The sequence below is a fragment of the Pseudomonas sp. NPDC089530 genome (assembly GCF_050280705.1).
Taxonomy (GTDB): domain Bacteria; phylum Pseudomonadota; class Gammaproteobacteria; order Pseudomonadales; family Pseudomonadaceae; genus Aquipseudomonas.
Genome location: NZ_JBNNVU010000019.1, coordinates 52,814 through 76,770 on the forward strand (window position 1 = coordinate 52,814; position 23,957 = coordinate 76,770).

Genomic DNA, 23,957 nt, shown 5'->3' on the forward strand with positions numbered 1-23,957 from the left:
ATCGAACCCGCCATAGTTGCGCCGTTCGTCAAGCGTGCTCGTTGGACGGCGCTCGGTCAGGTATCAAAATCCGCATGATTGCTCCTTGTGAACTAGCTCGCTGAAGGTAAAGAAACTGAACGAGATCTTCTCGTCTTCAACATCTCTCAATTCATACCTAATTCTGTCGAGACCAGAGTCGACTCGTGTAACGACGAGATCCATGAATTGAGTTAGGCCGCCGCCGAAACCACTTAGATTCAGCGCGCTGACATCTTGGAAATTGACCGTTACCGCGCCTGTCTCTGGATCATCGGTGGACGACATCGTCAACACCAGGTTGTACTTAAAATCCTGCATTTCGACGTTCATAGAGACGACGCATTTGTGGTCTAACAGAAGCTCGTTTATGCGAGACAAGCTATCCATTTTTTAGCGGTTCCAAGAGCAAATGAGATCTGGCTTTTCACCTTTAGAACTCAGGATCGCGGCCGGCGCTCCTACGATCAATTTCATGCAGGTCACTCCTGTGAAAAGGGGCCAACGATACCAGACCTGGTTGCTCAGCAATAACGCGCAGACAGGGAACTACTGGCTGGCGCTGCTTATCAAAAAAATATGGTAAGCCATTAAGGCGTCAGCCTTAGGAGGACACCTCATGCGCCGCATACTCCTCATCCCTTTGCTGATGATTTGCCTGCCCTTCGGTTCGGCTATGGCCCACAGACACCATATTGATGCGGACGAGATCGCTACTTCGGCAGGGATTTCCGTGTCGCTATACTCGACGCTCAGAGACGACAAAGTCGTAACGTCCGCCCGCGATGAACTCTCCAGCTTCGTTGCAAGCGGAGGCGCAATTCGCGGCGCCTATCTCGAGTCGGTGTTGATGAAGGCTAGACACGATCATCCGGGCCTCAATACAAGCGACGAGGATCTGGCCCAAATGCTCCTCATTCAAGATGAGCGACCTGCCGGCCAATAGGGGCGCTTCCAGGTCCATAACAGGGGTTACTCTGGACAGGCCGCATGACTCTTCCTCGCCCTGAAAGCAGGGGCTGCAGCATCAAGTGACCAGAAACGAAAAAGCCCAGCGTTAGGCTGGGCTTCGACCTACTGCTTCCGTGGGGACCAGTTGAATTTGTAGTTCAGTGGTGGCAGTTCATAGTGCTCGGAAAGGTACAGGCCAAGCATCTCCCCTTCCTTTGCGTACGCAGCAGCCTTGTCGGCCGTGGGGCACCAGCTCACCCACAAAGAGTCCAGGGGAAACGCATTTTCAAACGAGGCAAACTTGAATCGCCAACCCGCCATATGCCCTTTAGCTTTTTCATTTTGAGCGCACCGAACGAAAGCACCGAGCCGTCGCCTTAGGTTATCGGACTCGCCAATAGTCAAAACGCCGTTGTCGTCGACCCCCACTGCTCGGGTGATTGCTCGATCTGCGCAGATGATGTAAACGCCAGGCACTGCCGGTGCATTGCGGTGATGATCGACAAGCTTAAGCCACTCAGGCTCCCAGCCTTCCCAACTTTTTACCTTCATCGTTCGCCTCCTTTGCTAAAGGCAAAACGATATCATCAGGTGAGCTGAGGTGTGAATGAAAAAGCCCAGCGCGGGGCTGGGCCTCGAACATGGCATCCTACTTGAAGTAGCCGGTTCTGCGCAGTTGATGGCTGTAGAACCAGACGCCAACCAGCAGGGCTGCTTGCAGGGTGGCCGGCAGCACGTACCAGGCAGCCTGCACATACATGCTTGCTGGCACCCGGAGAATCTCCGGCAGCATGATCGGGATCAGCGTGAGCCCCAGAAGCAGCGCGCCCAACAAGCACCACGAGGATTTTTTGCTGCGGCACCACAGCAATAGGCCGCCCGTGAGCAACAGGATGCAAGTCAGTACAGGAGGGAGCAGCGCAATCAGCGCGATATCGCCCATCCAAGCCAGGTCCCAGCCTTCGCTGGCCAGCCAGTAGGAAATTTTGAGTGTGAGGAACAGGCAGTAGATCACCGCGAAGGTGACCAGAGCCGGGCGTGAAGCGTTCCGTACCAGAGGTGCACTTTTGTCCATAATTCCAAATCTGAAAATATGACTGGCCAATCCAGCCAACCGGCGCAGTCTACCGAACGCTTAGCGGATCACGAAGCAGCCGGGGCGACCTCGCATGAACCGAGGAAATCAAGAAGCAGCATCTCAGGCGGGCTTTTCACGGCAGTGCCCTGGCTTTCGCTACCTCTCCACTGCACCGGTATAAAGCTCTATAACTGCTCCTGATCGATCATCCAGTGTGGATGGAATGCCAGTAACTGGTCTTCAACTCGACGTAGTAGCGTTGCGCCTCATTTCGAACCAAGGTAGGACGGAAAATGGCTCGCTATACGCATGAAACGGAGCAGTACCTCAAGAAGACACCACGTACCATTCTCGGCGGCGTTGTTTGGGATACGGTGCATAAAATTGGCGATAACGTTCCCGTATCAGGAATATACCGATGCGAGACCTGCGGCGATGAAATCACATCCAATAAAGACACGCGTTTTCCACCTCAGAACACTCACCAACATCCCGGGTCAGCAAAGACTATCGGCTGGCGTCTAATCGTGGAAACCCAAACGAAAGGCTAAAGGACTCCCCAGTCCTTTGCCTGCAAGCCCAAGGACTGGGGTTGCGCCAATTTCGGCGCGTTTATGACCTGGAGGTCAAAAATGGCAAAACAACCTGAAAACTCAGGAAAAGCTTGGACAGCAGCAGAAGTTGCTGAACTGAAAAAGCTCGCTAAGGAAAACACTCCGACTCGGGTAATTGGACTGAAGCTTGGCCGATCAGAGGACTCCATCTACTCGAAAGCTGCTGAGGAGAATGTAAGTCTCAAGCCAACAAATCAGTCCCCTTACAATCGTCAGAAGTAAGGTAGGCAACGCCTGATTCATATGCCTGGCGCTGTTCATGGCTCCGCTCATGATCATGCTCCGCCAGAGAAAGCGCCATCGAGTCCAGGCATTTGAGCAGATCACTTTTCATTTTTCCATCACTCTCTCCTGCGGCCCTGCCGCATCATGTGGTTGGTTGTGCGTCTTTGTGCCTGAGGATCAGGCGCGTTCGATCGAGCCAGGGCCCGCCGAAAACGATGATCTCGCTCGGCCGGCCATACAGGTGGTGCAGCAGGAAAGGACCAGGCCCGAACACCTCGGCGGCCTCACTGGGTAGTTCCGGATCGGCGCCGAGGTAGATCCCCGCATGGTTCGGGTGGGCCGTGCGCCCTACCGCCATGACGATCATGTCGCCGCGCCGTGGCTGGTCGACACGCACGAACCCTGCCGTCTCATAGGCCTGCTCGTAGAGGCTCGGCCCGGCCGGGTCTTCCCACCAGCCATCAGCGCGCTGGAAGGCCTCAAACTCCAGCCCCCATTCGCGCTTGTACCACTCAGCACAAATTGCCCAGCAGTCCCAGGCGCCGTGGACGAATGGCCGCTTGAGCAATGGAGTGTGGCCCGCCGGCGTGATCGTCCTTAGATCCCCTTCGGGCCAGCTCAAGATGTGCCAGGGCAGCGCCGTGGCCTCGCACATGGCCAGGTCGCGCGGTGACGGCCGGCTGGTGGCGTCTGGGTGCGAATGAACGATGCCGATCACCTCGCCCAGGTCTTCCGCTTCGGCGTACTGCTCCGGCGCGATGCGAAATTCCTCGGTTGGCTCAGTGGCCGCATTGGCGCAGGGGTAGTAGACCTGCTTGCGGCCCACCGCCAGCAGTAGCCCGCAGCACTCGCGCGGGTATTCCGCCGCGGCGTGCTCTTGCACGGCGGCGAGGATGTGTTTGCGCATGATCAGCTCCGCGCGATAAGGGAAACAGCCGGGAAGCCACCGAACGGCAGCTCGTTGCCCTCACCGAAGCGCGGAATGCACCCCCGGCCCAGGGGGGCATCGCACTCGTCCTTTTCCGGATCGGTCGTGGGCAGGCCGTCCTGGTCGACGTAGCCGCCGGTGTAGCCGCAGTTCGGGCCACGGTAGCCACCGATTAGGCACCAGTGGCACAGCGTGGTCGCCTGGCGGCCGATGGCCGGATCATTGCGCAAGTCGCTGTTGTGATCGTCCACGGCTTTGTTGTATTGCCTGGCCACGGCGTTCTGCGCCCAGATCTCTGGGTTACCCACGGGCGACATGCGGATCAGACTGCTGCCGACCTCAATGATGATCTCGCGCAGGCTGGCGTCGATGGCTTCGGTGGTCTGGGCAGCGAACTCGGCAAGGCTTAGGGCAAAGCTGCCGGACTGGCCGGTGCCCGCCCGGCTCATGACCGCACCTGCAGCTCATACAGGATGGGCGTGCCGGCGGGGTTGATCTCATTGAGCGGTGGGACGATTGACCAGATCTGGCCTTGGATGATGACCTTGTTCAGCAGATCCGGCACCCACGCCAGTCCCTGCGCGGCGATCTTCAGCTTCTTGTCGCCCTGTTTGATCAGGCTGTTGGCCTGGAACTCCAGGCCGGTGAAGTCGAGCAGGATGCCTTGGGCGGCTTGCTCGGTAACGGTATCAGGTCCTGCTGTTCCGGTGCCCGGGTCGTACTCGCCAGGCTTGATGTCGCGGACGAGTACAGGCTGGCCGAACTCTGTGATCATCTCCAGAGCCATCACGGCCATTTCGTTGTAGAAGGCCATGGTGGCTCCGTTTCAGCTATGAGCGGACGGCGAAAAGCCCCCGTTTCTGGAGGTAGTCGGCAAACTGCGTTGCGCTTGGGCGATCCGGCGCTGCCGGCAACAGTCGGCCGCTGGTGTTGGGAATTGTCGCGTACTCGCGGGTTACCGCGCCCTCGACACGCTCCAGCGTTACCGCACCTTTGCGCTTCTCCGGCGGGTCGATGTCGTCCTGATGGATCTCTGCAGCCAGAGCCATCTGGCCGTACTGGATCCGCGCCGGCAGATAGTTGTCGGGCTTGATCTCGTGATCCAGTAGCACTTCCCGGCGCGGCCAGGCCAATGCCTGCTCGTTGCTGGTCTTGCGCCCTTTCCAGGTCATGCCGTCCATGGCCAAGGCGGCCCGGCGTAACAGCGCCTCCTGCGCGAGAGCCTCAGCAGGAATCGTCACACCAAACTTAACTGCATACAGGGTCAGGTCCTCGGCGGATGCGTAGCTTTCGGCCTCGGGATTACCCTGGCCCGTCTCAATTATTAACGTCATTTTCGGGGCTCCACATAGCCAAACCAACAGAACCACGACCCTTGATACCTATTCGGGACATGCGATACATCGCTTGCTCGAACAAATCATCCTCCACCGAGTGCGTACACTCTTCGATGACAGCAAATGCGTCTGGAGTACCAATCGCCTGCAATGCCCAAAGGCATTTTTTGTAGAAACTGCCGTAGTCATCGAAATCTAGATACTCAAGATCAGGCTTGAGCAATATGGCCTGGCGGAGAAAGGGAATGCTGTAGGGATTCGCGGCCTGTTGAAGGGACCAGACAATCTCCTCGTGGTCCATGTGATCTGTTTCAAGAAGGCGCTCGCACTTCTTACGTACCTCTGCTGCATCCATATTGTTTGTTACCCATCTAGCGACCGATCAAATGCGGAGCAATTTGGAAACATACTGCGGATGAGCAAGCGAATGAAGAGCTGATGCTAAAGCAGAGGTACTTGTCCTCCAGTGCTAAGCCTTGATCAGCTCGGCGACGAGCTTTTCCAGGGATTCCCTGGAAGCGTTGGCTCGGTAGGTGATACCCGCGGCGTCGAGCTTGACCTTTAGCGCTTCGACCTCGGGATCGGGGTTCGGAACCTTGAGGGCTTCCAGCTGCTTCAGCAGTTCAGCCTTCTCGCGCTCCAGCTGGGCGAACTTCTCGACCTCACCATCGCGCTCACGCTGCAGGCTGGCGATGCCGGCATTGACCGCCTCCAGAACCTGGAACAGTCGGCCAGCGATTTCGCCCAGATCTCCCTCGGGGCGCTCCAGACGCTGTTCTGCAAACGATTCGACAATCAGGCCCACCGACTTCAGGTCACTATGGATGCCGTTGATCTCGGCGTGAAACGCCTCGTCACGACCGCCACCGCCAGCGCACGTCTGCGGCGCTACCTTTTGCGCCTCGACGATAGATACTTCGGCGCCCACCTCTTCGTAGGCAGCCACCACCTTGGGCCATTCACCAACAACCACGACCTTCTCCACGCCGGATTCTGCGCGATCGAAATGCTCAGGGTTGCGATAGCGCTTGTCCGGGTCGAAGCCGGACTTCTGCGCGGTGTAAATCAGTTCCATGGGAATATCCAAGGCGACTCATGGCAGAGCCGCCCGCTAGTTGCTTATGGGCCCGGAGGGGTGGACAGGTCGATCAGGACGCCGGCGGTGACCTTGTCGCTGGTGGCGTACTTGGTCCAGTTGGCACCGGTACCAATCGCGGCCAGATTCGGGTTCACGCCACCGGTGGAGTCCTTCCAGCTATAGCCCAACAGGTCCAGGTTGAAGGTGCCCTCGGCGCGGAAGCCCATCGCCAAGTTTTCCTGGGTATTGATCGGGTACGAGCGGAAGCCCGGGGCCTGGGACTCGGTGATTTTGATCGCACCAGCCTGCAGGCCGAAGATGGTTTCCGCGGGGATGGTGTCCGATACCAGCACCGGCTTGCCCATGGTGCCTGGCTGGCCACCGTAGATGACCACGCCGGCTTCTTCGTAGACCTTCTCAGTGATGGCCTGGTCGACCATGTCGAAGTAGGTCGCCGAGTCCATGGTCCACAGAGCAATACGGCCGAAGCGATCACCAAACTTGCGCATGCCCTTGGTCAGGGCCTTCTTTCCGTCGGTGGCAAAGCTTGCCTTGGCAACCATCGCCGGGTTCGCACCAATTGCAGCCTTGAGTGCTGCCATGGCGTACTGGATGTAGCCTTCCAGCACTGCATCGGCATAATCGACACCGACCAGCTCGGAGAACTCTTCCGGCGAACGCGCGCGGCGCTTGAAGGCCTCTTCGGTGGTCTCGTAAGGGCCATACTTGAAGGGCACCTTCACACCGACCATCTCTCCGGAGCCGATTTTCTGGCCGGCCACCGCGGCAGTCGAGTTAACGTCGCGGTGAGCGATGGAGCCGCCGAGCTTGTAGAAGGCGCGCTTGCGCAGGTCGCCTTCGATCAGCTCGTTGTCCAGAACCAGGGCGCCATTGGAGGAGGTATTGAAGATGTCGATCACATCCTGGATACGCTCCAGGTACGCGTCCTGGCCGTTCTTCGTGATGAATTCACGCTTGGCCACAGACGTCATTTCGGAGCGCTTCAATGCGGCATTACCGCCACCCCCGCCCGGGGCATTGGTCCCTGAAGCCCTTGGCCACAGATGAGGTGCGCTTTCGCGCAGGGATTCCGCCCATTCGAGCGGAGTCAGAGGGGTCTTGCCGTCTTTTCCGAGGATGGCCTGGCCTTCCTTGTCGACAGCGATCGCTTCGCCCTCTTCGTTGAGCGTGAACTGGCCTTTGGCGCGCAGGATCAGATCGTCTGCAGCTTCGGGCAGCGCTCCGGCCTTGATAGCAGCGGAACGGATAGAGTCGCCCAAGACTTTGTCCCGGAACTTGCTGGCGAAGGATTCGGCCTTGTCGGCGCGATCCTTTTCCGCCTTGAGTTGCTTGTCGAACTCCCCACGCAGGCGCTCAGTGCGCTTGGTAAAGACCTCGTCGATCTTGCCTTCGGTCAGGAGCTTGGTTTCTTCGTCCTGGCCGGCCTTGGTCAGCAACCCCTTCACGGCGTTGAGGTCCAGGCCTTCAAACTGGCTCTCGAACTGGCTGAGCTTGCCGGAGGCGTCCTTCAGCTTGCCCAGCAGCTCAGTGTTCTTGGCTTTAAGCCCGGAAACGGATGCTTCAACAGCAGTCGCGATAGCGGCCTTGATTGCCGGATTGTCCAGGTCGATTTCGTTTTCTTCTGCCACGTTGATTCACCCCTTGGGTATGTGTTGCCCGATTTACAGGCATAAAAAAACCCGCCGAAGCGGGTTGGTTTTGAACGCCAGGTTTAATCGGGCATAAATCGGTAGGTAAATGGTGCGAGGCGCTCGATTCTCACAGAGTCGCCCTCGTTCAAAGCGTACTTATCCAAAAAGGCTCTAACAAAACGGGTCTTTCTTTGCTGGAAGATTTTCTTGTCGGAGAGGATGAAGTCCTCAACCGTCTCAATATCCCCGTAAATTACGTAAGCATTTCGGACTGGAGGCTCTGCTCTATTTGTCCCCCCAATAATTTCTGGCTCAAACCAGTCGAAAATATCCGACAACAAAATGTAGTCACGTGATGCATTTGTCTGGAGCTTAATGATCTTGAAAGACATACCGACACTCCTGCAGTTCGTCACCCATGGTTTCAAGCCGAGCTAGACAATTCAATCATTTTAAATTCGCTATAAATCAATGCATTTACCTATACCTTCGCTTTTTCAAATGCCAGCGGCTCCAACTTTTTCATCTGCACCAAAGTCAGCGGCGCGAAGTTGCGATCAAGTTGCAGCTCTGCAAAGCGCTGGACGGTCAACCCGCCCTCGCGAAACAACTTGGCCCGGACTAGGCCAATAGCCACGTTCTGGAATGCCGCTGGCTGTTGCTGGAGCCAGTGGTAGTAATCAAGACTCGCACTGACCTGCCCTGCGCCATCAGCTCCGACTGCGGCCCGCGTGGCGCCCTTGGTGAAAAACTCACTGAGCTTGGTCAGCAGAATGAACGTAGTCGGGCAGTTCGGATGAAACGGCGGCCGGGGCCCGGAATCTACGGGAAACCGTCGTTTATCCAGCGACCGGCATTGCTGACTGGTCTTGCTGTCCAGTGTGGCGACCATTTCGATCTCGGTCACCGCATCGGTATTAGCTTTGGCCACCTCCATGCGCGCCTGCGACGACACATGCTGAATCGCTGTGTGCACTACCGTGCTGGCGTTGCGGTTGATAGTTGCCAGGACGCCGTCTTTGTATCCAGCCGCCTTCGTGCCGCGGATGTTGCGAATGATCTGGAAGTTCGTCTGCCCCTCGAAGAAGCCCTGCCGAATCGTCCCAGTGACCCGATCACGCTCCGCACTGGTCCACCCCTTGATGAACGACTTCAGCAGCTTGCCGCTGCCGGTGCCGCGCACGCTAAGCGGATTGGTCAGCACCGCAGTGCGAACCGCTGCTACCGTCGGCACAACCACGTCCAGCGACACACCAACCGGCGCCGACCTGGCCAAGCTCGTCGCCTCAAACTCAGCCTCATAGTTGGCGATCTCGATCAAGTCGAGATTCAGCTGCGCGCTGTACCGGTCGAAGATGCCCAGCAGCAGGCTGTCGACCTCCTTGAGCAGCGCCTCCAGCCGCTTGACGTTGTACTCGGTCAGATCGGCTTGGGTGAGCCGCTCGCGGATCGAGCGATCAATCTCCTTGAGGAAGGGAGCGAACTTGCCGACCTCCCCCGCCTTCAACTGCTCGAGGAAGACCGCGTGCCGAATCGTGGCGTCAAGGATTGCTTGGTTTGCCGCCATTTGGTTTGTCCTCGTCATCCAAGCCCAGGCCATCGCCCTGCTCCTGCAGCTCGCTGTCGATCTGTAGGTCAGTGCGTTCTGGAGCGATCAACCCCAGTTTGCGCAGGTAGGCCCGTAGGTCAGCTTTAGCGAACCCACCGTTCTGCCAGAGCCCAACCAGCGCGGTGATCATCTGCGGATCAGCTGTCAGCTCGACGAACTCCTGGTTGACCTGGTAAGTGACCTTGTTGTCTGTGATGCCCATGTACGTGCAGCACCACATGATCGCCCGGGTATACGCCTCGCTCACGTTGGCCACGCAGCCGGCAAGGACCGATGTCGATGCAGATTGATCGCCGCGGGCTTCGGTCGCTGTCTTAGACGATAGAGACGCGACGACCATTCGGGCGCCCAGCTCGATCATCATCTGGTTCTTGTCGGCCATGGCCTCCTTGACCAGGGTGTTCGACAGCGGCTGTGCATACCCGAATGAGCCACCGGCAGGCAGCATCATGGGGGGCCCTGGAGCCGATATAAACGCCGTTCTTCTCCATCCAGTCGCGCCACTGCTCATCAAGCCCTGAAATCCACGGCTGGGCCTGGCCACACCAGAAGACGCTGTCCTCGTAATCGGCGCTGGTCCGGTAGTGGCCCAGGTTGATCGCCGTCGTCATCGACCTTCTTCTGCCGGTTGACGTAGACGTCCCCGACTTCCTTCGCGGCCTGCTCCAGGTTCTGCATGGCCAGGGCAATGTTCTTCATCCCCTCGGCGCGCTCCACAAAGCGGTTCATGGCGCGCAGGCGAAACGCACGGTTGGCGATCGGGATCTCTGCCGTCTCCTCTCGGAATCGCTTGCGGGTGTCTTCAAACAGGGTGACCCAGCGCTTGGCCAGGTCCTTTCCCGAGCGCTTTGTCGGGTCGTGTGATTCGCACTGCTGGCGGGTTACCTCGATGCCGAATTCCTCGGACCGAAGCTGCAACCTGTGCAGGGGTATCGAAACAGGCCAAGGCCTGAACGATGAAGGCCTTCACCTCGTTGTTCAGGGCCGCCATAGGGTTCTATTCCGTCTTAGGTCTGTCCAAGGTCAGGCAGACTTGAGCAGACAGGTTCCGCAGGCCCTCGAAATGTTGATCTTGGCCACCTCAGGCGGCCGGCTTGCAGCGTCGATCAGCTGCTGTACGTCTTCCCCTGCCCCGTAGCGGCGGACCACACCGACGAACTCCTCGACGTCGTGGCCGCGCATCTCGATCTTGGGCGCGCCTTCCTTGGTGAAGGCCGGTTGGCCGTATTTGTCTTTGGCGTGAGCCAGGTGGTAAAGCTCGTGTTCTATCAGTGCGCAGAACTCAGCGTCAGAGCACTGGGTACAGTAGTCGGCAGCTAGGGTGATGAGAAACTCGGGCCCTTCGCCGAACCACTCCCGCATTTGCTGCTCTTGTCGGGCCTTCTGCCATCCGCCGGCCCGGTGCATCACCTTCTCGGCCTGGCCCAGCACCGTGCGGCCTTGCTTGGCGAATGCCTCGGAGGCCCAGAGCACTTGGACGTTAGCGTCGACCAGGTGGGCGTGCTCCACGTTGTGGATGCTGCCGGTGGCAGCCAGGATCTCCTGCTGTATCCACCCCCACACCTCGGGAGCTGGCAAAAGCGTCAGGAAAGGGTGATCGAGCAGATCGGGTGGCGGCAAGGGGCGCTGACTCATGATCGCCCCCCTGTACAGGGGGCCAATTGGCGCCCCGAAGTATCTTTTCCCATGGCCAACTACTGCCTCCACATTAAATCAGGAGCAACCATGAAACACCTTATATGGTTAGCACTGGCCGTAGCCGCCCTCGGGTACGCAATCGGGCCAGAATGCTATAGCGAACCAGCAACTCTCACATGCCTACTCTACAGGCCCTAACCTTAGCCGTGCCGCACTCACCTGCGGCACACCTACCCTTCCCCTGATGCAGACCTAGATATCAAATTGGCGTCGATAAGCCTCAACGTGCCCGGGAAAGATTTCGCCATAGCCCGGGTACTCGATACCTAGAACGATGAGCTCTATTGCATCTGCCCCGCAATCAGCCGAGTAGTCAGCAATGGATGCGCCAGAAGCACGAAGCTCCTCCCCTCCCACAACGCGCACAGTAAAGTTGAAGTGCCTCTGATCACGCTGAGTAAAGGCTCTGACTTGCTCCTGGATGCAGGAGTAACCAGGACCTGGAACAAAAACTCCTGTAGCGACACCCATGGGCGGATCGCCAAGCTCCAGATTGGACCAACCAATATGCTGCCCATTACTGAAAACTTCGAATCGCGACATGGAACTACCTAGAGAACGTGGCTGAATTTCTCGAAGGGTAACTCAATCGCCGGCATTGCCTATTGTCGCAACACAATTTGCTGATTTGCTAAACGTGTCGCGACCTACGCTGCAAGCTGCAGTTGTTTGTTGAACAGTTCGCGGATCTCGCCAAGCCTGGCCGTCACCAACGGCTCACCCTTCAGGTGAATCAGGTGGACCAGCTGGTGAACGATCCCCTCATCTGACAGAACCACGCTCGCCGGCAGCTCCTTGAGCCAGCACACAAACACCGCGAAGTGCAGCGCCGCGGGAAGCTCCTTCAGGAAGCGCTTGTCGGTCATCCCGACGAATCGGGCGTGCTCCTCGCGCAAATCCAGGTAGCTCGCCGAGTACTCCCGGCCGCCGATGACGTAGTCCATCACCCTGCCTCGTCGACTTTCCGTTCAGCCCAGCGCCGGCCGAGCTGACGGGCCTGCTCAACACCCAGGACTCCGATGAAGCCCGCGGTGGCAAATGACCAGGCGATGCTGAAGCCGAACTCTTTCACGGTCAGCCCCACCACCATGACGATCAGCGCGCCAAGCGATGCCTCGATCAGTTGGCGGACGGGCTTGGTCTCCTTGCCGTCGTACTGAATGCGCAACCAGGTGAGCGCAAAGGTCAGCCCCATGGCGAGGCCGTTCTCGCGCAAGGCGGTCAAGACCAACACCCAGAACGAAGGGTCTTTTTCTGGCATGTGTGTCATCTCGATATCCTCCCGGTCGGGAGTTGAGGGATTTAAAAGGGCCTGCGTCGGCCCGGGCATAAGCCCAAAACAAAGAGGCCCCGATCAATATCAAGGCCTTGAAATAGGTGCGAGTCCTATCGCTTGTAAGAGGGTCGCCTTTATAGGCACGACCCTTTTTGCTATTCCCGCCTTATTTGCGCGGGGAGCAATCAGAACTCCCAGCCGATATGGCCGTAGGTTGGGTATGGGTCCGTGCCATTGTGCTCGGCGCTGGTGTTGTCGGGGTAGTAAACCTTCCGTCGACGTGCTGTCGGCGTGAAGCCAAAACGAGCCCAAACCGGGGTTTCTTGAACGATTGCCAGACTACCGTTTGGCTGCAGGCGCAGAGTGGCGCCAGGATGGCCGCCGGTACCCGACTGCCAGATCGGTACGTTATTCGCTGCATAAACAACGAAATTGCCATCGTTCTGGAATACAGCTCGAACCGCACCCTTGTTCTGGGTGTAACTGGCCCATCGAACGCTCCAGTTCGGGCCATAGTTCACGACGTTGCCGTCCCCTTGGAAGATCAAGGCGCCATCACCGGCAAAGTAAGGCACCCCCATCTGCAGATCAGTTGTGCCACCGAACAGATACGCACCACCACCTGGATCAAGCGGAATGGATGGGGTGCCATTCCAAATTGCCTGAGAGTCGACCAGGACGATGTTGCCGTCGTTCTGCAATGCCATGTGAGTTCGGTTCCACTGATCTTCACTGGTGAAGCCAGAGTTATTGGTCAGCCAGGTACGTCCCCGGAGCGGATCATCGAGAAATGCGCCAAATTGGACATACAGCTGCACCGGCACCTGGTATCGCAATGGAATGGTTGAAGTGTAAGGGGTAGTTTCGTTGGCGATCCAAACCACTACGCCATTGTCCTGCAATGCGAGGTTGCCGTCGGCTTGAAGCAGCAGCTTGAACCGGCCGTTTGGCGAAAGCAGGAACTGTCCCGGAGACATGGTTTGATAAGCAGGGAGAATCGAAGTACCGCTACGTTGAAACGGAGTACGTGTACGTCCAGCCATAATGTTCACCTATTGAGTCGAATGATTATTTGCGGTGATCCGCTTTCATGTCGCTCATAGGCGATGGACAGAGGCTCATGGCCTTGTTGATTTCTGATCCTGAAAAAGAGGCCGCACATGCAGCCCCTCGCTCTTTACGGCAGCAGATCGTAGGTCACGTAAGCCGTACCGCCGCCGTTCTGCGTCATTGCTACCCACAAACCCTGACCGGCTGGAATGGTCACAGGGAACGGAAGAGTGGAAGAACCGTTAACGGCGGACAAGATAACGGGCACGTTGGTCACCCAACGCCCACTTGGAATGGTCGTGCCGGCGCTAAGAAATCCGTTCCCGGATGGGCTGATCATCGTAGCTGTTCGAACTACCGCGCCATTGACGTTCTGTGCCGGAGTGAAAATTACGTCTTCGTAGCTGGTTGCCACCGATTTGAAGTGGCTGCCGATTTGTACTGGTTCCATTTTTTTACCTATTGAGTCAAATGATTATTCGCGGAGGATTCCGCATTCATGTCGCTCAAAGGCGATAGCTCTAGGCTCGAGGCCTTCACACCGGGTCCATGTAGGTCAGCGCCAGCAATAGGCTGGCATTCACCCCTCTGAGTACCTGAGGAGCGGAATGACTATCTCAACAAAACACTGTTTATGCAACCAGTATTTTAATCACTAAACCTCTCTATTCCGACTCCATTTCTCCTAACCCGCTACCGGATCCGGGCCGATCATCTATTCCGAGCATGAACCTCATTTAGGCCTCTCGCGGGCAATAAAAAACCCGGCACGGTGGCCGGGTATCTGTGTTTCGTTGGATTCTTAACTTCAAGTCCTGGCCATCGCTCGCCATATTTTCAGTAACAGTAGAGCAGCTGGTGCAGCGAGCAATCCCGCAAACAATCCCATCTGAAAAATTGCAGATGGCTCCGTCCAGCACAGGCTCATTGGCTTGTTAAAAAAATAAAGGCAAGGCTCTGGAAAGAGGATCTGCCATGCGGGTAGCGCACCAGCGATACACAGTAATCCTATTCCGAAGAGCGCTACAGAAACCCGGCGAGAAATGGCGGGGATTCTCTTTCGAGCCAGGACCAGAACGATTACCAGGGCAAGGGAAACAACCCCAGGAACAAAAAGGGCAGCAAAGTAAACCTGGCTAAACTTATAGGCAGTATCCATATCACCTCAATAAAAAGCTCGGCTCATTGGCCGGGCATGATGAGCAACTGCTGGTCACTCTTCATCTTCAATTAACTCTGGTAGCTCGAACCAGGCATCGGATGCAGCCACAACGATAACCTGATGATCGATATTCATCTGATCTGTCGAAATCTTGTGCTTGTCTATCGCACGCTTAACCAGTCCAAACACAGTTTGTGGAACTGTCTTCTCGGGCATCTCGGCAATGAAATAGGTCGCATCGGGCAGATGCCTCTGTTTTCCAGCCAAATCCTTGATGCTCCGCGAGAAACCCTGTTCGGCCATTCGGTCATGGAAACCATCGTAGTTGTCGCAATTCGTCAACTGGACACGAGCCAGAAACGCGGTTTCTTGATTTGGCAGAAAGGTGGTGTGGGGTTCTTGCAGCAACAACGCCAGATTTACTCTCATCCTTGGGCATCTCTTAGTGAAGTGGTATCACTTTGATATGGGCGCGAGGCTAAATTTCAAGGCCTACAAAAAAGCCCAGCTCAATGGCTGGGCTTGCACCGCATTGATACTCAGTAAACCGTCACGCTACTAAGCTCGGCCCTACTGAAAGCCTGCGCAGCTGGGGCTGAAAACTTCCAGTTCTCTCCTGGGCCGATATCTTGCCCATGAGCAACGGTATTCTCGACTATGTTGCCTGCGCCGTCGTAAAGCTTGAATTTCACAAACACGTTCGCAAGCGTCGCGTTAGAATTGTTGTGTGCCAACCCCGTAACAGCAGAGAGAGAGCCAGCAGCACCAACTTGAATGCCGGATACGGTGACACGGTCGTCAGCCATCGCGATCGAGGACAGTAAAAGCGCAGCAATAGCAAAGATCTTACGCATGAGAGAAACCCTACTTGTGAAGTAGGTCAACTTTTGCTGATTGACTCAATACTGTCAATATAGTGGCGACAACAAAATGACATCTTTCTCAAGGCCAACAAAAAGCCTGACGCAATGGCCGGGCTTTCTCTATGGTGCCGCGCTTGAAAAGCTGAACACCGTGCCATAAAACCATACCGCTATCCGTACGGAAAGGACTTTTACGCAGCCTCTGCCGATTGACCCAAAGCCCCATCAATCCAGCCGACACCAGCCTTGATCAGCTCCCAGGCCTTGCGTTCTGACATCCCATTTTCCCTTCCTATACGGTTGGCTGGCCATTTGGAACCGAAGTAGAGCCAGACGAAATCCCCCATCTGCTGGTCGCGCTTGATCAGCCGCGCAAGAAGCTGGTCAACCACGAGAGCAACATCATAGGTAATGACATACGCATTCGTGCTTTTCACGGGATTCCTCTGGCTCATTACCGCAGCCATCTGAGAGACGTATCCAGGAACTCCCATCCCGTCCATCCGCCACCACCCCCACTGCTCAAGCAGATACTCGGTATCGCCAAGTGGCTTATCGAAATATGTGCGCTTTTTCATGCCGCTTTCCTCGGAGTGGGGTCGCTGAGCCCAAACAGATCACGTAGTAACCGATCAGTAGGCTTGTTCTTAGCGTTACCCTCAATCAACCAACTCTGACCAAAGTCGTGAAAACCGATATCAGCTCGAAGGCAATGCCAGGTCGCGACCATGTCCAGCAGGTACGCCAAAGCTGTAGGTCCTCCGACCTTCACTTTCGCCAACTCTTCGCCGGCGATCTTCAAGAACTGGCGCTCCAACTCGCTCATGCTTTTACGCGGAAGCAATGCCGTTACTCGGCTACTCATACGGTCTCCTTGTATCTGCTGGCGAAAGGGCGGCGATTCATCTCGACCTCTTCGTCCGATGTCGTGGCAGTGCTTTCGCCTGATGCACACAATGGGCTGGTCGCATCAGGAAGACTTTTAATCGAGTTTAAAGACTGAGTTTCTGGGCTAACCGAAGTCGAAATCAGGCCGCGGATTGCTTTGTTTCTGCCGCTGTATTCCGTAGATACGCCCAATCGACATCAGGCCTGAGCTCCTCACAGGTCACCTCCCTCCCCGACTCGCGCTCAAGCTTGATCGCAAGAGCTGGATTAGCTCGGCGCACGTTGTAAGCAACCTGCTTGAGTTGGCCCACGCTGGTATCGCAACGCTTGGCCAGGGCATCCAGCGAAACAGCATCCAGGGAGCGCATGAATTCGATTAGCGTCATGGTCATCCTCTAAGAGCCTCAAAATTACTATTTGCTAATTCATTTAGCAATAGCAATTTATAATTTACCGTTTGCTAACGCGAGGACACTATTTGTCTATGGATATGAAAACCCTTCGGGTCGAAGCGCTGCGGCGTGTCATCGGCCCACTCAGCCAGAAAGACTTCGCCGACCAGCACGACCTGGACGCTTCCTATTTGTCCCAGATCCTCAATGGGCATCGCGGCTTGGGAGAGAAAGCCGCGCTCAATCTCGAGCAGAAAATTGGGTTGGCGCCAGGGGTTCTGGTCAATCCAAGTGGTTATGGCTCAAACCTCATTGAGGGTGAGTTCACCCGCCAAGACACGGTTCGAGAGCCCTCACCGGCCTACAAAGCGCTGCAGCAAAACGCCTCACCAAGAGCAATCTCAGTGATTGAAAAGCTGGCCAGAGCCGCGGCAAAAGGAAAGCTCAAGGAAGCTGACCTGGTTCTGCTTGAGGGCATCGCCGGTCTACTCGAAAAGGCCAACACTGAAAAGCCTTGAGCCAGATGCAAAAAGCCCGGCACTTGGACCGGGCTCTCTTCCCCACTATTCCAGCAAGTCCGATTCCCTGCTCTGCCACATGGCCTGAAGCTTGGTCAGCCCCTTGCCAGTGATCAGTGTTGAACATGTAGGAATCGTGCCCTGGACGGGATGCTCAAAAGTGCCCAGCTTCACATCGAGCAAACCTGCCTCGATCTTCGCCTGGTATGGCTCGTTGGTCCTGGTAACCCAGCCCTTCTGCCGCATGAACTGCAGCAGCCTAGTACGGCCAGTACCGATGATCTTCGCAGCCTGAGCAGTGTTGTACGTCTTGTGTGACACCACAACCATGTCGTGGAAAGCCACCTTCGGCGCGTCCTGCTCCACCTTCACTGGACTACCCCCGGTGCTCATAGACTTCCTCCTATGCTCAAAGCGTAGGCCGGGGATGTCTATCGTACCGGGGGGAGTCCATTGTTCGAACTTGAAGGCGGCTCCTTGAGGTTGCGTCGTAGTTCCTGGTTCGGTTTCGTGAGCGCCATAGCAGCCTCCTGCGAATCCAAACAGCAGCAAATGGTTACAGACGACGCGGACACCCGATTTTGAAGGTTCTAAGAGACAGGGCCTCGTTCCTAGCGTCCTTCTCGTTCTGATTCTTCATCGTAAAAGTGCCGTCCTGATAGCTTTTAGCCATGACCGCGTTGTTGCGATCAATCTCGCTGAAAAGGTGAGCACACTCAGCTGCCTTTGCCTCCTGTGAGGCGGGGGGCGGAGCATTCTCCACATCGAGTACGTATTGGGACTTCTCATGAGCACAACCAGCGAGAGCTGAAAGCGCCAAAATTGCTGCAATCTTCTTCATGTGATTTCCATATCATTCGAGTTTGGTGTAGCCGTTTTAATGAAGGGTTCCGACCCTGCGACTCTCTCCAATCCTGATCCGATCCAACGCCTGGTGTAAAGCTTCCAAGGTATCGAGCGGGGCCTTTGCCTCAGCTTCCCGACCATCACCCCAAAGCCGTTCAACCATTTGGTTAAGCATTAGGATGGACCGTTCAATATCGGCGGCGGTCACCCTTTTGGTATCCGTCGGCTGTTTCTTTGTCATTCAGTAACACTTCCGTGGAGCTTGAGAATCAGCGCGAACATCGCCTTCAGAACCGAGACCGCCATCAAATCTGACAGCCTTGAGCAGGCCCCCACATGAACTCTTCGATGCGAAATTTAGCACCATTACTTCGCCACTACGATTAGCAGCGCCCCTTCCCTGCCGCGCTCAAAAAATAGCAAACTGAAATTTAGCAAAATGGATTGGATAAAATTACATTATGCTAATTTAGCTAAACGCCAACCAAAGCGCTGAGCCACCCCATCCATTTTTGCGAAAGCCAACAACGCGGCAGGCCTTCGGTTTGCCTGGAGAAAAGCATACCGGTCACTACAACCCCTTCACAAAGTAATGAATTCGCCAGCTTTGGCGCTCGCCTGATTCGCTTCGGCCAGGCACTACAGGAGGCATCAACAACTGTCGGTGAACTCACTTCCTTGGCTGCAGCATGCGGTATCAGCTTCAAGCTGAAAGCTACTGCAGAACAGGGGGCGCCACAGAATGGCTAAGACACTCCTTCGGATACGAAGTGAAGGCGTGGCCTTTTACCTGAACTCTGAAACCTCGTCCCCCAATACCGGACACCGAAATCGCTACCGCCTGTTCAAAACGGAGAACTACGGCCCCAAAAAGTCGGGCTGGATTCAAGTGGGTTCGATTGCTGGTCAGGAGTTAATGGCGATTGAGGATAAGGCAGCCCTGCTTGAGGCCTGCGAGAAACTATTCAGCAGCAAGAAACCTCACTGCTATTACCGCCATGGGGCAATCCGCGGCAAGCCAGGCAAGTGGGAGGGTGAGGCGTTTCCAAATCAATTGGATGAACGAGGAGTTCGCCACAGCCCGTGTTGCAGTCGACGGATAGCCAGGACAACGGACTGGGCGAACGACTCAACGATAACCGCGCGTAACGCCGGCGAACATCAGACCTTTCCTAAGCATCGCCGCCCTAAATCTGCATTGGCACCCACCCTGACCAGCTGTTGGCCGTTCAGCATTCCATCGTAAACACACCTGGCCGGGTGAGCGAGCCGACTCTATCCGGAGCCGAGCCAACTGTCCCGAACACAATTCTGAATAAACCTGAAGGCCCATCACCAGTGGGCAAGGAAGTGCGCCATGACCATCACGAAGATCATCAAGGGCCCGCACCGATTCGCCGGTCTCTGGTGGGTGATCGCTGAATGCAACGGCAAGATTCAGCACATCTCCCGCCGCACCGAGCAACAGTCGCGGCAGATCGCCATCGGGCAGGACAGCGCGCCCCTTCATTGAACACTCTGCCGCCGGCGGCATGGAGCAACCCATGAAAAAAGAACCAATCAAGAAAGAGCTGATCAAGATCAGCGAGTTTCAGCGCAGGCGCTGGGGCGAAAACGGAACCCCGCAGTGCCCCCAAGCGATTCGCAATCACATCCGCAACGGCCAGGTGCCGGGCGAGCTGGCCAAGGGCACCCTGGGCCTGTACGCCGTGCACTTTCGTCGGTTCAGAAAACCGTTCGAGGGGAAGGCCGTCGACCAGATCACTATCCGCATGATCGCCGAGATGTTGGACGCCCTCACCCCGCGCACCGCAAACCAGTGCCGGGCCTTGTTGATCGACATGTTCAACCACGCAGCGGCCAAGGGCCTGTGCCCGGACAATCCGGCGGCCAGCACCATCAACCGAATCGAGAAGAAGCAGCGCAAGCGGCACACCATCGAAGGCCTGAAAGCAATTCGAGAGAAATCGCCCGTCTGGCTGCAGAACGCGATCGACCTGGCGCTGATCACCGCGCAGCGCCGCACCGATATCCTGAATATGCGCTTTGATGAGGGTCGGGAGGGGTTTCTGTATGTGGTGCAGCAGAAGACGGCCAAGGCCAGTGATGCAGCGTGGATCCGATTCAAAGTGACCGATGAGCTCCAGGCTGTGATCAGCCGGTGTCGGGATGATATCGCCTCACCATACCTGGTGCATTGCCGGCCCTATCGCCTCAAACAGAAGCAGGCGCAGACGAAGGACCACTGGACTCAGGTGGAGGAGCGATATTTGACGCGAGCGTTCAAGGAAGCCAGGGAAGCGGCGAAATGCTACGCGGGATGGAAGGAAGAGGAAATGCCGGGCTTTCACGAGGTGCGGGCACTGTCGCTGCACCTGTACCAGAAGGCCGGAAAGGATGGGCAAAAAATCGCCGGCCACGCCAGCGAGAGCATGACCAAAAACTACCAGAAGGACCACGCCGATATCGTCTGGTCCGAGGCAATTCCGGATCTGAATATCAGCGAAATTACTGGATAGTTTTGCGCCAGTTTTGCGCGGGCTTTGCGCAGACACAAAAAAGCCGATCTGGCTGATCGGCTTTTTTGTGTCTGATTTTACTCAGGAATAATGGTCGGGACGGAGTGATTCGAACACTCGACCCCTAGCACCCCATGCTAGTGCGCTACCGGACTGCGCTACGCCCCGACTAGGCGTGTTACTGGGTTTGCTTCTTAACGAAGCGCTCAAGAATATATCGCAAGCTTTTGAAATATGGAAGTATTTAAAAGCCGAATTTACTTCTTGAGCACCATCAGAACGTCCTCCAGCTCGGAGATCATCTGACGAATCAATTGCTTGTACTGGGTGGTATCGTCTTTGGCCTCATCACCGGACAGGCGCAAACGCGCTCCACCGATGGTGAACCCCTGATCGTAAAGCAACGCGCGGATCTGCCGGATCATCAGCACGTCCTGGCGCTGATAATACCGGCGATTTCCGCGGCGTTTGACGGGGTTGAGTTGAGGAAACTCCTGCTCCCAATAACGCAGCACATGCGGTTTGACCGCACAGAGCTCGCTGACTTCGCCGATGGTGAAGTAGCGCTTGCCCGGAATGACCGGGAGCTCGTCGTTATGACTTGGTTCCAGCATAAGCCTCAACTCGGGCCTTCAACTTCTGCCCTGGACGAAAGGTGACCACACGGCGAGCCGTGATCGGGATTTCTTCCCCCGTCTTCGGGTTTCGGCCAGGTCGCTGGCGTTTATCCCGGAGGTCGAAGTTACCGAAACCGGACAATTTGACCTGTTCGTTATCTTCGAGAGCGTGCCTGATTTCCTCAAAAAACAACTCGACCAATTCCTTGGCCTCTCGTTTATTCAGGCCCAGCTCTTCGTAGAGGCGTTCGGCCATTTCAGCTTTCGTCAGAGCCCCCATACGTCACTTCCTTAACGTGGCGTTCAACCTTTGTTCGAGCGAGGTGAGGATATTTTGCGTCGCTGAGTTCACCTCATCGTCATTAAGAGTGCGCGATGGATGCTGCCAGGTCAAGCCAACGGCAAGGCTTTTTCTATGAGGATCAATGCCTTTACCTTGGTACACGTCAAACAACCTGAGGTCTGTCAGCCACTCGCCTGCATTTTCACGGATTACATCCAGCACCGCGCTGGCAGCAACTTCACGATCGGCCAGCAGGGCCAGGTCACGACGCACTTCAGGAAAGCGCGACAACTCGTGGAATTTAGGCATTTTTCCCGAGGCTACTTCGGCCAGGACCAGCTCGAAAACGAAGACCGGACGATCGAGACCGAGGGTTTTCGACAATTCAGGGTGGATGGCACCGATAAAGCCGACCAGACGACCTTCGCGCTCAATGCGTGCGGTTTGCCCCGGGTGCAACGCCGGGTGCTTGCCTGGCACGAAAGTGAATGCATCCAGCGCACCGGCAAAGCCCAGAACCGCTTCCACATCCGCCTTGACGTCGAAGAAGTCCACGCTATCGCGGCCTTGTGCCCAACCTTCCGGCATGCGGCTGCCGCAGACTACGCCCGCCAGCATCGGCTCTTGCTTCAGACCTTCCAGCTGGCCGACAAAACGCAGGCCGCTCTCGAACAGGCGAACACGATCCTGCTGGCGATTCAGGTTGTGCTGAAGCGCCTTGACCAGACCCGGCCACAGCGACGACCGCATGGCCGCCATATCGTTGGAAATCGGGTTAGCCAGCAACAGCGGCTCGACACCCGGATTGAACAACTCGAACTGCTTCGGATCGATGAAGCTATAAGTAATAGCCTCTTGATAACCGCGAGCCACCAGCAAACGGCGCAACTCAGGCAGCTCGCTACGAGCCTCGACCTTGGCCTGCGGCGCCAGACGTGCTTGTGGGTAGCGAACCGGCAAGCGGTTGTAACCGTACAGGCGAGCCAACTCTTCGATCAGGTCGACTTCCAGGCTGATGTCGAAACGATGGCTTGGCACTTCGACGCGCCACTGCCCCGCTCCATCGGCGGAAATTTTCAGGCCCAGGGCACCGAGCAGGCGCTCGACTTGCGGTGCGTCGATTTCCATGCCCAGCATCTGGGTGATGCGCTCGGCACGCAGGGTGATCGGGGCGATCGACGGCAGATGCTGCTCGTTGACCGTTTCGATGATCGGGCCAGCTTCGCCACCCGTGATCTCCAGCAGCAGGCCAGTGGCACGCTCCATGGCTTCACGGGCCAGTTGCCAGTCCACACCACGCTCGTAGCGGTGCGAAGCATCGGTGTGTAGGCCATAGGAGCGAGCCCTTCCAGCCACCGCGATCTGGTCGAAGAACGCACTTTCCAGGAAAACGTCGCGAGTAGCAGCGCTTACGCCACTGTGTTCGCCACCCATGACACCGGCAATCGCCAGGGCGCGGGTATGGTCGGCGATGACCAGGGTATCGCTGCGCAGAGTGACTTCCTGACCGTCGAGCAAGACTAGTTTCTCGCCCTCTTCGGCCATCCGCACACGGATGCCGCCACTGATTTCGGCGAGATCGAAAGCATGCAGTGGCTGACCCAGCTCCAGCATCACGTAGTTGGTGATGTCCACCGCTGCATCGATGCTGCGTACGTCAGCGCGACGCAGACGCTCGACCATCCACAGCGGCGTCGGCCTGGATAGGTCGACATTGCGGATGACCCGCCCCAGATAACGCGGGCAAGCCGCAGGCGCCAGCACTTCAACCGGGCGCACTTCGTCATGCGCAGGTGCGACAGAAATCACCACCGGACGGGTGACAGGCGCCGCATAAAGCGCACCGACTTCACGAGCGAGCCCCGCCAACGACAGGCAGTCACCGCGGTTCGGCGTCAGATCGACCTCGATGCTGGCGTCGTCCAACTCCAGGTACTCGCGGAAGTCCTTGCCCACCGGCGCGTCGACCGGCAGCTCCATCAGGCCGTCATTGCCCTCTCCCACCTGCAGCTCTGCCTGGGAGCACAACATGCCGTTCGACTCGACGCCACGTAGCTTGGCCTTCTTGATCTTGAAGTCGCCCGGCAATTCCGCGCCGATCATGGCGAACGGGATCTTCAGGCCCGGACGCACGTTTGGCGCACCGCACACGACCTGGAAAGTTTCCGCGCCATTGCTGACCTGGCAAACACGCAACTTGTCAGCATCGGGGTGTTGCTCGGTGCTCAGCACTTCGCCCACGACCACGCCACTGAAAACATGGCTTTTGATCTAAAGTTTTTTGACGCAGCGTCGATACGCTGGTTATACGAACCCTTGAGTTTTGATGAGGTAGAACATGAACCCGATGTTAGC

At 56.7% G+C, this 23,957-nt stretch carries 35 protein-coding genes, 1 tRNA gene and 3 pseudogenes; 6 read left to right on the forward strand and 33 right to left on the reverse strand.

Annotated elements, in window-relative coordinates; genetic code table 11:
- Positions 1-63 precede the first annotated feature (63 nt).
- Positions 64-351: a hypothetical protein gene (locus ACQKQA_RS10490; protein ID WP_427556458.1), complete on the reverse strand. Its 288-nt coding sequence runs from the start codon at positions 349-351 to the stop codon at positions 64-66.
- A gap of 286 nt (positions 352-637) precedes the next feature.
- Here ACQKQA_RS10490 and ACQKQA_RS10495 point away from each other — a divergent pair, with 286 nt between their 5' ends.
- Complete coding sequence (locus tag ACQKQA_RS10495; RefSeq protein WP_427556461.1) at positions 638-964, forward strand: DUF2388 domain-containing protein; 327 nt, start codon at positions 638-640, stop codon at positions 962-964.
- A gap of 128 nt (positions 965-1,092) precedes the next feature.
- Here ACQKQA_RS10495 and ACQKQA_RS10500 read toward each other — a convergent pair whose 3' ends face one another.
- Entirely contained in the window at positions 1,093-1,521 is a 429-nt protein-coding gene (locus ACQKQA_RS10500) for a hypothetical protein (RefSeq protein WP_427556464.1), read from the reverse strand.
- A 97-nt stretch (positions 1,522-1,618) separates the two neighbouring features.
- Positions 1,619-2,044 carry a hypothetical protein gene (locus tag ACQKQA_RS10505; protein WP_427556467.1) on the reverse strand — a complete coding sequence of 142 codons (426 nt, stop codon included), beginning with the start codon at positions 2,042-2,044 and terminating at the stop codon, positions 1,619-1,621.
- Between the two features lie 635 nt (positions 2,045-2,679).
- Here ACQKQA_RS10505 and ACQKQA_RS10510 point away from each other — a divergent pair.
- On the forward strand, positions 2,680-2,883 hold the full coding sequence (locus ACQKQA_RS10510; protein ID WP_427556469.1) for a hypothetical protein: 204 nt from the start codon (positions 2,680-2,682) through the stop codon (positions 2,881-2,883).
- A gap of 145 nt (positions 2,884-3,028) precedes the next feature.
- On the opposite strand, the gene ACQKQA_RS10515 is transcribed toward ACQKQA_RS10510, so the two are convergent.
- The 23 genes and pseudogenes from ACQKQA_RS10515 to ACQKQA_RS10625 form a co-directional block, all read right to left on the reverse strand.
- Positions 3,029-3,793 carry a C40 family peptidase gene (locus ACQKQA_RS10515; protein WP_427556472.1) on the reverse strand — a complete coding sequence of 255 codons (765 nt, stop codon included), beginning with the start codon at positions 3,791-3,793 and terminating at the stop codon, positions 3,029-3,031.
- Positions 3,794-3,795: 2 nt separating this feature from the next.
- Positions 3,796-4,263 carry a hypothetical protein gene (locus tag ACQKQA_RS10520; protein ID WP_427556475.1) on the reverse strand — a complete coding sequence of 156 codons (468 nt, stop codon included), beginning with the start codon at positions 4,261-4,263 and terminating at the stop codon, positions 3,796-3,798.
- Positions 4,260-4,628, reverse strand: a complete 369-nt coding sequence (locus tag ACQKQA_RS10525) for a hypothetical protein (RefSeq protein ID WP_427556478.1) — start codon at positions 4,626-4,628, stop codon at positions 4,260-4,262. Before ACQKQA_RS10525 ends, ACQKQA_RS10520 begins: the two co-directional genes overlap by 4 nt.
- A gap of 16 nt (positions 4,629-4,644) precedes the next feature.
- Positions 4,645-5,148 (reverse strand): DnaT-like ssDNA-binding protein, encoded by a 504-nt coding sequence (locus tag ACQKQA_RS10530; RefSeq protein WP_427556481.1) that lies wholly within the window; start codon positions 5,146-5,148, stop codon positions 4,645-4,647.
- Complete coding sequence (locus ACQKQA_RS10535) at positions 5,132-5,506, reverse strand: hypothetical protein (RefSeq protein ID WP_427556484.1); 375 nt, start codon at positions 5,504-5,506, stop codon at positions 5,132-5,134. The genes ACQKQA_RS10530 and ACQKQA_RS10535 overlap by 17 nt, the downstream gene beginning before the upstream one ends.
- 114 nt (positions 5,507-5,620) lie before the next feature.
- The gene (locus ACQKQA_RS10540) at positions 5,621-6,226 is read right to left on the reverse strand and encodes a hypothetical protein (RefSeq protein ID WP_427556486.1); all 606 of its coding nucleotides are present in this window, start codon (positions 6,224-6,226) and stop codon (positions 5,621-5,623) included.
- Positions 6,227-6,270: 44 nt separating this feature from the next.
- Complete coding sequence (locus ACQKQA_RS10545; RefSeq protein WP_427556489.1) at positions 6,271-7,878, reverse strand: major capsid protein; 1,608 nt, start codon at positions 7,876-7,878, stop codon at positions 6,271-6,273.
- 83 nt (positions 7,879-7,961) lie between these two features.
- A complete protein-coding gene (locus ACQKQA_RS10550; RefSeq protein WP_427556492.1) occupies positions 7,962-8,273 on the reverse strand; it encodes a hypothetical protein in 312 nt (103 codons plus the stop codon).
- An 89-nt stretch (positions 8,274-8,362) separates the two neighbouring features.
- Entirely contained in the window at positions 8,363-9,448 is a 1,086-nt protein-coding gene (locus ACQKQA_RS10555) for a phage minor head protein (protein ID WP_427556495.1), read from the reverse strand.
- Positions 9,423-10,089: pseudogene (locus ACQKQA_RS10560) on the reverse strand (DUF4055 domain-containing protein); the annotation flags it as partial. The pseudogene ACQKQA_RS10560 and the gene ACQKQA_RS10555, both read right to left, overlap by 26 nt.
- Positions 10,001-10,481 (reverse strand): annotated as a pseudogene (locus ACQKQA_RS10565) (DUF2280 domain-containing protein). The pseudogenes ACQKQA_RS10565 and ACQKQA_RS10560, both read right to left, overlap by 89 nt.
- Before the next feature lie 32 nt (positions 10,482-10,513).
- Positions 10,514-11,125, reverse strand: a complete 612-nt coding sequence (locus ACQKQA_RS10570) for a putative metallopeptidase (protein WP_427556498.1) — start codon at positions 11,123-11,125, stop codon at positions 10,514-10,516.
- Between the two features lie 255 nt (positions 11,126-11,380).
- A complete protein-coding gene (locus ACQKQA_RS10575; protein ID WP_427556500.1) occupies positions 11,381-11,731 on the reverse strand; it encodes a hypothetical protein in 351 nt (116 codons plus the stop codon).
- Positions 11,732-11,835: 104 nt separating this feature from the next.
- The gene (locus ACQKQA_RS10580) at positions 11,836-12,132 is read right to left on the reverse strand and encodes a hypothetical protein (protein ID WP_427556503.1); all 297 of its coding nucleotides are present in this window, start codon (positions 12,130-12,132) and stop codon (positions 11,836-11,838) included.
- Positions 12,132-12,449, reverse strand: a complete 318-nt coding sequence (locus tag ACQKQA_RS10585; RefSeq protein ID WP_427556506.1) for a phage holin family protein — start codon at positions 12,447-12,449, stop codon at positions 12,132-12,134. Before ACQKQA_RS10585 ends, ACQKQA_RS10580 begins: the two co-directional genes overlap by 1 nt.
- 200 nt (positions 12,450-12,649) lie before the next feature.
- Positions 12,650-13,507, reverse strand: coding sequence for a putidacin L1 family lectin-like bacteriocin (locus ACQKQA_RS10590; protein ID WP_427556509.1), 858 nt, complete (start codon positions 13,505-13,507; stop codon positions 12,650-12,652).
- Positions 13,508-13,641: 134 nt separating this feature from the next.
- Positions 13,642-13,965, reverse strand: a complete 324-nt coding sequence (locus ACQKQA_RS10595; RefSeq protein ID WP_427556512.1) for a hypothetical protein — start codon at positions 13,963-13,965, stop codon at positions 13,642-13,644.
- Between the two features lie 357 nt (positions 13,966-14,322).
- Positions 14,323-14,673 (reverse strand): hypothetical protein, encoded by a 351-nt coding sequence (locus tag ACQKQA_RS10600; RefSeq protein ID WP_427556515.1) that lies wholly within the window; start codon positions 14,671-14,673, stop codon positions 14,323-14,325.
- Positions 14,674-14,727: 54 nt separating this feature from the next.
- On the reverse strand, positions 14,728-15,105 hold the full coding sequence (locus tag ACQKQA_RS10605; protein WP_427556518.1) for a hypothetical protein: 378 nt from the start codon (positions 15,103-15,105) through the stop codon (positions 14,728-14,730).
- Between the two features lie 110 nt (positions 15,106-15,215).
- Positions 15,216-15,530 (reverse strand): FxLYD domain-containing protein, encoded by a 315-nt coding sequence (locus ACQKQA_RS10610; protein WP_427556521.1) that lies wholly within the window; start codon positions 15,528-15,530, stop codon positions 15,216-15,218.
- Positions 15,531-15,730: 200 nt separating this feature from the next.
- Entirely contained in the window at positions 15,731-16,117 is a 387-nt protein-coding gene (locus ACQKQA_RS10615; RefSeq protein ID WP_427556524.1) for an antiterminator Q family protein, read from the reverse strand.
- Complete coding sequence (locus ACQKQA_RS10620) at positions 16,114-16,404, reverse strand: hypothetical protein (protein WP_427556527.1); 291 nt, start codon at positions 16,402-16,404, stop codon at positions 16,114-16,116. Before ACQKQA_RS10620 ends, ACQKQA_RS10615 begins: the two co-directional genes overlap by 4 nt.
- Positions 16,405-16,567: 163 nt before the next feature.
- The gene (locus ACQKQA_RS10625) at positions 16,568-16,813 is read right to left on the reverse strand and encodes a transcriptional regulator (protein ID WP_427556530.1); all 246 of its coding nucleotides are present in this window, start codon (positions 16,811-16,813) and stop codon (positions 16,568-16,570) included.
- Between the two features lie 98 nt (positions 16,814-16,911).
- Here ACQKQA_RS10625 and ACQKQA_RS10630 point away from each other — a divergent pair, with 98 nt between their 5' ends.
- Positions 16,912-17,337 (forward strand): hypothetical protein, encoded by a 426-nt coding sequence (locus ACQKQA_RS10630; protein WP_427556532.1) that lies wholly within the window; start codon positions 16,912-16,914, stop codon positions 17,335-17,337.
- 45 nt (positions 17,338-17,382) lie between these two features.
- On the opposite strand, the gene ACQKQA_RS10635 is transcribed toward ACQKQA_RS10630, so the two are convergent.
- The 3 genes from ACQKQA_RS10635 to ACQKQA_RS10645 form a co-directional block, all read right to left on the reverse strand.
- A complete protein-coding gene (locus ACQKQA_RS10635; RefSeq protein ID WP_427556535.1) occupies positions 17,383-17,730 on the reverse strand; it encodes a phage antirepressor KilAC domain-containing protein in 348 nt (115 codons plus the stop codon).
- A gap of 163 nt (positions 17,731-17,893) precedes the next feature.
- The gene (locus tag ACQKQA_RS10640) at positions 17,894-18,178 is read right to left on the reverse strand and encodes a hypothetical protein (RefSeq protein ID WP_427556538.1); all 285 of its coding nucleotides are present in this window, start codon (positions 18,176-18,178) and stop codon (positions 17,894-17,896) included.
- 36 nt (positions 18,179-18,214) lie between these two features.
- A complete protein-coding gene (locus tag ACQKQA_RS10645) occupies positions 18,215-18,424 on the reverse strand; it encodes a hypothetical protein (protein ID WP_427556541.1) in 210 nt (69 codons plus the stop codon).
- A 501-nt stretch (positions 18,425-18,925) separates the two neighbouring features.
- Here ACQKQA_RS10645 and ACQKQA_RS10650 point away from each other — a divergent pair.
- The 3 genes from ACQKQA_RS10650 to ACQKQA_RS10660 all read left to right on the forward strand — a co-directional run bounded on the left by ACQKQA_RS10650 (position 18,926) and on the right by ACQKQA_RS10660 (position 20,702).
- Positions 18,926-19,429: a hypothetical protein gene (locus ACQKQA_RS10650; RefSeq protein ID WP_427556544.1), complete on the forward strand. Its 504-nt coding sequence runs from the start codon at positions 18,926-18,928 to the stop codon at positions 19,427-19,429.
- 111 nt (positions 19,430-19,540) lie between these two features.
- On the forward strand, positions 19,541-19,696 hold the full coding sequence (locus ACQKQA_RS10655) for a hypothetical protein (RefSeq protein WP_427556546.1): 156 nt from the start codon (positions 19,541-19,543) through the stop codon (positions 19,694-19,696).
- A gap of 31 nt (positions 19,697-19,727) precedes the next feature.
- On the forward strand, positions 19,728-20,702 hold the full coding sequence (locus ACQKQA_RS10660) for a tyrosine-type recombinase/integrase (protein WP_427556549.1): 975 nt from the start codon (positions 19,728-19,730) through the stop codon (positions 20,700-20,702).
- 91 nt (positions 20,703-20,793) lie between these two features.
- Here ACQKQA_RS10660 and ACQKQA_RS10665 read toward each other — a convergent pair.
- From ACQKQA_RS10665 to pheT, 4 genes and pseudogenes are all read right to left on the reverse strand, one after another.
- A tRNA-Pro gene (locus ACQKQA_RS10665) sits at positions 20,794-20,870 on the reverse strand.
- Between the two features lie 89 nt (positions 20,871-20,959).
- Complete coding sequence (locus ACQKQA_RS10670) at positions 20,960-21,316, reverse strand: MerR family transcriptional regulator (RefSeq protein WP_044462311.1); 357 nt, start codon at positions 21,314-21,316, stop codon at positions 20,960-20,962.
- On the reverse strand, positions 21,297-21,599 hold the full coding sequence (gene ihfA / locus ACQKQA_RS10675) for an integration host factor subunit alpha (protein WP_002553164.1): 303 nt from the start codon (positions 21,597-21,599) through the stop codon (positions 21,297-21,299). Before ihfA ends, ACQKQA_RS10670 begins: the two co-directional genes overlap by 20 nt.
- A gap of 3 nt (positions 21,600-21,602) precedes the next feature.
- Positions 21,603-23,858 (reverse strand): annotated as a pseudogene (gene pheT, locus ACQKQA_RS10680) (phenylalanine--tRNA ligase subunit beta); the annotation flags it as partial.
- Between the last annotated feature and the right edge of the window lie 99 nt (positions 23,859-23,957).